Annotated in this window: 5 protein-coding genes; 1 reads left to right on the top strand and 4 read right to left on the bottom strand. The window is 47.3% G+C overall.

Annotation, left to right across the window (positions count from 1 at the left end; genetic code table 11):
• Positions 1 to 175 precede the first annotated feature (175 nt).
• From cas2 to B2118_RS06290, 4 genes are all read right to left on the bottom strand, one after another.
• Positions 176 to 520: a CRISPR-associated endonuclease Cas2 gene (gene cas2, locus B2118_RS06305; RefSeq protein WP_428054257.1), complete on the bottom strand. Its 345-nt coding sequence runs from the start codon at positions 518 to 520 to the stop codon at positions 176 to 178.
• Positions 507 to 1490 carry a type II CRISPR-associated endonuclease Cas1 gene (gene cas1, locus B2118_RS06300; protein ID WP_428054255.1) on the bottom strand — a complete coding sequence of 328 codons (984 nt, stop codon included), beginning with the start codon at positions 1488 to 1490 and terminating at the stop codon, positions 507 to 509. The genes cas2 and cas1 overlap by 14 nt, the downstream gene beginning before the upstream one ends.
• Entirely contained in the window at positions 1468 to 5004 is a 3537-nt protein-coding gene (cas9, locus tag B2118_RS06295; RefSeq protein WP_428054253.1) for a type II CRISPR RNA-guided endonuclease Cas9, read from the bottom strand. Before cas9 ends, cas1 begins: the two co-directional genes overlap by 23 nt.
• A gap of 141 nt (positions 5005 to 5145) precedes the next feature.
• On the bottom strand, positions 5146 to 5910 hold the full coding sequence (locus B2118_RS06290; protein WP_428054251.1) for an ankyrin repeat domain-containing protein: 765 nt from the start codon (positions 5908 to 5910) through the stop codon (positions 5146 to 5148).
• A 295-nt stretch (positions 5911 to 6205) separates the two neighbouring features.
• Here B2118_RS06290 and B2118_RS06285 point away from each other — a divergent pair, with 295 nt between their 5' ends.
• Positions 6206 to 6622: a hypothetical protein gene (locus tag B2118_RS06285; RefSeq protein WP_428054249.1), complete on the top strand. Its 417-nt coding sequence runs from the start codon at positions 6206 to 6208 to the stop codon at positions 6620 to 6622.
• Positions 6623 to 7094: the final 472 nt, after the last annotated feature.

Below are 7094 nucleotides of genomic sequence, written 5' to 3'. Positions count from 1 at the left end.
GAAGAATAAGGTAAGATTTGTTAAACTATAAAAAGTTGTTAAAAAATAAGCCTTTTTGGTAAAATAATTTCAGGAACCTTATTCTTATTTGTGCCTCAACTTAGGTAACAAGGGCATTAAAGCCCGCAAAGGGATTTATTCCCACTTAAATTAGTTTTAATTTGGTTGTAAATAATTAAAAATCCTCAAAAAGTATGAGTTGTTCGTGCTTTTTGGGGATTTTTTCTTGCCGTAAAGACGGCCCATAGAAGTTTCTCGTCAGGCCAAATTGTTTGTCGGTAATCATCAAAAAAGCGCATTGGCCCTGCGGCGGCGTTTGCGGCCCCAACTGCTTGATTAACGCCTGCGCCTGGTGCATTGTGGGCATATTGCGCACATATACGGAGTACTGCATCATACTAAACCCATTATGCAACAGCAACTTGCGAAACCCCGCGTACCGCTTGCGCTGGATTTTGGTTTGCGTCGGTAAGTCAAACACCGCCACCACCCACATAATGCGCCAACTATTGGGTTTCATAGGGGAACTGCACGGCTTGCCACAGAGACGTTTGCGGCGTCTTGCCGGGGCGTGCGGGCAAATTCGGCAGCAGCAATTTGCGGCGTGGGTCTTGCAAACTTAAACAATAACTATTGACGGCAAAATCTACGCCTTGGAATAAGCGGTACATCTTCCCTGCAATAGTAATTGTGCTTGCAAGCAACGCGTAAAGCAGTTGCTTTTTAACCTCTTTATCAAAAGTGGTGGGCTGATTATCCCTAAAAATTTGATATACGGCCCGGTCCGCCAAAAAACGGAAGGGCTCAATAAAATCGTCGGCCAAGTTAAAAGGATTATCCTTCCGGCAATGCCCCACGCCAAAATTCAGGCACAGCCCCGCCCCAGCCAGTCCCCGTGCCACAATCGCCCGCAGGACGGCATAACCATAGTTTAGCGCAATATTTACCGGGTCCGTGGCTCCTTGTTTATCCCTAAAATCTATGGGATTATCAAGCGACTTAAAAAATTCCGGCCAATACAGTTGCGCGGCCTGCGCTTCCCGGCACTCTTTATCCCCGGGTTCAATGTGTTTGGCAATTAATTTAAGCCGCTCGGATAGTTCCGGTGCAAACGCGCTTGCTACCAAGGCTTGGCCCAACACCTTGGACGAGAGCAACTGCGCCCAGCATTGCCCGGCAGCGTCGCTACCTAACTGTTGGGCTTGCTGGAAAGGGCGGCGGGCTCCGTCTATATTCACGCCAAAGGGCACGCTCATTGCGCAGGGCATATACTTTTCCCCCGCCGTAAGGATTACCGCCCCGTTTTTGGCCAGTTCCTGATAAACCGCCAAAGACAGGCTGATACACGGGTGAGCCAAAATAAGCACGGCGATGTCGCACGCGGCGATAAAATGCGTTTCGCCCGCGTTTTGGAAGGTTATTTTGAGCCTGCCCGTGTCAATAGACAGTTTGGCTTCCCTATCAATACTAATCAGATGTTGTATGCTCATTATCTTTCAATTTGGCGATATCCTGCCTGCTGGATACCACGCTGTAATTTTTAATGTTGGAAGTTCTAACTTCAAATTTTTGAACTTCCGTATTTAACTGCAATACCAGACCAGCCTGCGCGCTAAACTGTTTGATTGTATAAAATTGTTTCTGTTCCTTATCAAACAACATATCTCCAATAAATACCCGCACCACTCCGGGCGGCACTTGCTTCTTGCTTTGATATTGCCACAAGGGGATAAGCGCCAACTTTTTGCCTGTTTTGGCGTCAAAGTCCATACAGGCGTATCCACCGTTTTGATAGGCTTTTTTGTGCTGAGTGCCGACTTTATCCGTGCTAAAAATTTCTTTATCCGCGTTTTCGTCAAACACGCGGATACCGCGGCCAACTAAATACATATATTTTACTTGCTTTACTTTATTGCCCCGGTAAGAAATCCCGTCGGACGGGTCGTCTTTCTTTCCGCACAAGGCTTCCTCTTGCGTCATCCCCTGCGCCAAGCGTTTTTTAAACTGGGCAATAATTTCATTTTTTACCGCGTCGCAAAACAGTAATTTCTCCAAGTTTTCCAAGGTTTTCTTTTCGTTTGCCTTTAAGAAACTAGCCAGAGGGGCACGCTTTACCAGGCGTTTTTCGCCGTCTTTGGGTAGTACATTATACGCCGTTTGGTCAAACAGCGCGCCGCTTGGAAAGTGGTCCGGCTTATGCCATACCACATAATTGGTTAAACGCGCTTGCACGGCTTCGCGCAACGCGGCATACTGTGGGATATTATCCAGCATAAGGCCCGAGATGTCTTTATCTTTATTGCGGGAGCCGTCCGGATTTATCCCTTCTATTTTATGTAAGGTTCCGTATTTTCTATTATGAACGGAAGCCTTTTGCACCAAGGACAAATCGCACAACCCGATTACGGCCGCATCCACCGCGTGGTGGCGGTGGTCGCACCGTTTGTTAAATTGCAGTTGGGTACGCTGTTCCCGCACAAAATTAAAATACGCCTTTTGTTTATCGCTTTCCGTCAGTAAGTCCTTATCCTTACAATACTTCTCAAAATCCTCCTGCAACGCCCCGGCTTCTTTGTAATTTAACTGATGTTTGGTGTAAAGTTCCTGCCATTTGGCGGGGTCTATTTCTTTATCGTCTTTATCATAGAGAGTTTTCCCTTCCTGCAAGCGGATTAAGGGCAGAACATCCTCAAAATGTAACTGTCCGCGCAAATAGGCGGTTAAAGCCCCATAAGAGGGCGTAACCTTGGGACAAAAGTCCTTACACCAGTCCAGCACAATTTTGCCTATCCAAGCGGTTTCTTGGTTCTGGCGTGCCACAAAATCTTGCTTTACCTCGTCCGGCGTAGCCAGTAAGTTATTAATTTTGCGCAAAATACGAGCCCCTCTTTGCGTGGGTTTATATTTGTGGTCGCGGGCGGAGTAATACCCCTTTTTCTCTTTGGAATAGAGGGCCCACAAATGCTGTACAAAGCTAATCAGCGTACTATGACGGCCAAAATCGTAATTAACCGCCTCTTTATTCTTCTTTTTCTGCTTGTTGGTGGCTTGCAAAGCCAAGTAATCGTCTATGTCCGCTTGGAATTTCCACTCGTAAGGCAGGCGGTTACTTTTTTCTTTATTTTGGTCCGTAAACGCCAATACCTTATTTTCAAACACGTTTGGCCCGCCAATTTCCCCGCGCTGCGGGATAATATGGTCCACCTGCGTTTGTTTTTCGTCAAACGCCTGCCCAAAGGAAATAGATCGTCCGCTATATGGGCACATTTCATCCTGTTCTTTCCACAGCAAATATTTTTCTATATTGCGGGGACTGACTAACGTATGACGCGCCTGCAATTCTGCAATAGCCTCTTTGCGCGCGTCCGCCTGGATTTTATTTTGGCCTTCCAAAAATTGGCGGCGGCGCAAGGAGTTTTTAATGTCGCGGGAAAGTTCCACCACCACTTCGGACGGCTGGCCAAACTTGTGCAAGGTATAAGCCATTACCCGCCTAAACTCCGCAAGCGCGCGGGAAACAACCGGGTCGTTAATGGCTTGCTCGTTCAAAATAGCCTCGGTGGAGCGGAATTTGCCCTGCGGGTGCATTTTTTGCGCTTCTATTTCCGCCAAGACGTCCGCTTCCTGCTCGCCCTGCATAATGCGCTCTGTAAGCATTTTAAGCGCTTTAATGCTGTATGAACTGCGCCCTTGCTCCAACGACAACTCCGGCAATACATTGCGCTCTTTTAACTGCAAAATAAATTTATAGCACGCTTCGCAATCCTGCGTGGTGGGCTTTAAGTTTTTGGTTAATTCCGGTACACGCTCTTTTATGTACGCGTCCGAATTGTCCATAATGTCCGACAGGTTGGAAACATTGGCTAAAAATTCCAAGACCAATTCTTGCACCGTATCCGTTAAATTGGACCACTCTTTTAAAACGCCCGCCTTTTCAAACGCGTACAAAGTGCTATTGCCTTTTAAGCCGCCTCTAGCGTGATAGGTGCGGTCCAAGGTAAAGGTGCACCCTTCCGGCAGGCCCAACTTCTTATATAGCGTGGTAAACGGAACGGCCTTTGTTTCCGGCGAATATTCCGCGGTGTGCGCGTCCAAAAATTCAAAAAGTTGCGACTTTTGCGCCAACGTAAGCGGGACGCTTTCGCGCGTGTTTTTAGTGCGCACGCGCAAATCGGAAAGTACCTTTGCCATACGGTAATGCTGATAGGCAATTTGGGCCGTGGCGGCGCGCTTTTCCGTAGGATAAATTTCGCAGTTTCCGACCGTTTCCAATTCCCACTTTATCGGGCGTTGGTAAAACATTGCCGAGTGGAAGGCATCTTTCAACGGGATTTCTGTTTTGCCCGGATAATCAGGGAACATTTTATCCCCCCACACAGCGTAGGAGCCGTTTAACTCCGGGTGGAACTTGGCTTGCGTGTCCCAAATGCGGGCAAATTCGTCCTCTACTAATTGGCGGTAAATGAAAGTGCCGTCTTCTTCCACCTTCCGCCACGGCTGGCCGTTGGCCTGCGTTTTGCGCTCGTACAAGAGTTCGCCCAAGGTTTTACCCCCGGTAAGGGCTTGCGCTGTTTGGGATAATTTTTTGCCGACGGTGCCTTTGTCCTCTGCGGACAGGGTACCCTTGTAGCCGCGGTTTTTGACGATGTGGCTAAGCACCTTGATAAGTTGCGGGATAGAAATTTCCTCCCGCACCGCTTGGGCACGCAAGGCGATAACGTCCTCCGGCGTGGCGCGCAAAACTTCCGGCGTAACGCCCAAGGATTTAGCAATGTAGGACATTTTTTTAAGGCGGGCCGCCTTGCGCTCCACCTGACGGCGAATCAAACGCGCCGCGCGGCGGGCGGTGTTCAAAGTTACCATTTCCTTGGGGGCCACAGGCTCGCCAAAGATATAACTGTCCAAATGTTTTAAAGAAAGGATTTTGCCGTTATCGTCCGTCTCGTAAACGGCCACGCCAATAGAAGATGTGCCCAAATCAATACCCCAACGGTAATTTGCCATAGTATGCTCCAATAGAAAAATTTAACGAGGAAGAAAAGCAAGTATATACCCATACAATACAAAAAGCAGGTTTTTTATGCAAGCAAAAGCCGGGTGGGCGAGTGGATAGCAATAAAGCACGCAAAAGTATAGCGGCTTGGATTATAGGATAGGGCGAAGTTTGGCACGCGGGATAGTAGGACGCGGAGCCCCGTAACCGATTAAATACGCCTCGGCCTGTCCGCTTACAAACGGGGACAAATTCCGCATATAATCCGTAATGCTTGTCCCGTCCGGCAGGCGGTGCTGCAAATCAATATGGTGCCGTACCAAGCACTTATAGACGGGTAACCGCCCCATACCCATTGCCGCGTAAAAAAGCGCATTTCGCCCGTAATTATCCACAGTATTTATATCTGCCCCATATTTAAGCAGTTTAATGAGCATAGCCGTTTGGTTGCAATACGCCGCCCGCAAAAAGGGCGTTTCTTGTGGGTTGTAGTCCCCCTTGCACGGGTCCGCCCGTAGATTGGGGGCCGCCCCGAATTGTAGCAATACAGACGCCAGCCGCGCATTGTCGCGCGTGCGCGAATCACAGCTCTCCGCGGCCCACCACAAGAGGGGGTGTATGTGATCCTTTGCATTGGGGTTCGCACCGGTTTTTAACAACCGCCGCAAAAGTCTGGCCAGATACCGCACGGGCAAAACTCCGCTATACCCAATCAGGTCTGATAGGAGTTTCCCCGTGGGCTGGGCACCGTGGCTTAGCAAAAACTTTACCAGGCGGATATTTTTAGCCAAACAAGGCTCCAACAAAATATCGCCCGGGTACTCACGCATTGGCCGATTGACATCCGCCCCGGACAACACCAGTTGGCGGAGGCGCTTCTCGTTACCAGACAAGTATGCTTCTATTAAGGGTTCCATACATTTATCATAGCACGCTCCGGCGACAACCTTTTGTCGCCTGATATTTTTTTAGGCGGGCGGCAGGTAAGTTTGGGCGCTAAAAATGCTATACTTTGGCAAGATGTGGACGGAATAGCCCCCAAGGATTTGAAAAATGTTTTGGTATAAGGCAACGAGCAAGGAAATACTACAAGCGAGGAATACTGTTTTCCTGCGCGATATTCTCCCTATTTTAAAGGATAAAAATTTTGTTAGCGCACCTTTCAAGGACGCTTGGTTTGGATATTACGCGGGATTGGGGTATATGTACGATATGTGCCGCTTGTGTGAAGGTAAATTTTTGGAGTTCCTAACTACCACCATATGTAGGAAAGATAATTATATACAAATACGTATAATGGCTTTTGAACTTGCTCCACGCCTGAAATCACTTTCGCTGCTTAAAAATATAGATGGACTAGCCTATAAAATCCGCCCCAATAACGAAAAGGAAATGTGCCTGGATACTGATTTTTTTGAGCGCGCACCGATATTATCCAAGAAATTTTGGCAGGGACCTTGTAAATTGAGGCATTACTTTACCAAGAGCGGCTATTTAAAACAAATTGAAAAATTACGCAGGGCTGTGCAAGCGAAAGTTAGCCAAATTGATGATTATTTTAAAAAGTGGTATTCAGTGCATATGCCCAATTTAACCCAATGGAACGGAAAAATCATAGAAAAAAGATAAGAAGGTTTTAGCCGGGGGGCTACCAAGTATGTGGTAAAATTCCCCAGTCGTAAAGGCGACCTATGAAGGAAGTCCATTTAAAATATAAGGTAATAACTTTTTTAAGATACGCAAACTAATCTATGGTGGAGTTATGGCAAGATGCAAGGGCTATCCTATATGCCTCGTCTTCAACCTGTTCGTGCCCAACTAATGCAGGGGACCCATTGCCACCAACAGTACCAATAAGGTGTGTAGAGATTAGGCAGGTGGTTTTCATTTTGTGGTGCGGGCGTAAGAAAGGCGGACCGCTGCGACTATGAGTTGGGTTTCTAATGACGCAAGGTGTGTTTTGTATAATTCGGTATTGGAGTATGCTTTTCTGTTCTATTAATTTTCTTATTGGTGGTAAATTATTTATGTAAAAGTCATAAAGTCCATTATTTAAGGTAAGCGCAGTCTTATGAGGCAAAGGTTTTCTGGGGGAAGTTTT

The organism is Candidatus Avelusimicrobium stercoris, from assembly GCF_002437085.1.
Classification (GTDB): Bacteria; Elusimicrobiota; Elusimicrobia; order Elusimicrobiales; family Elusimicrobiaceae; genus Avelusimicrobium; species Avelusimicrobium stercoris.
Note: the sequence above shows the minus strand (reverse complement) of the source record. Positions and strands in the feature narration are given on the sequence as shown.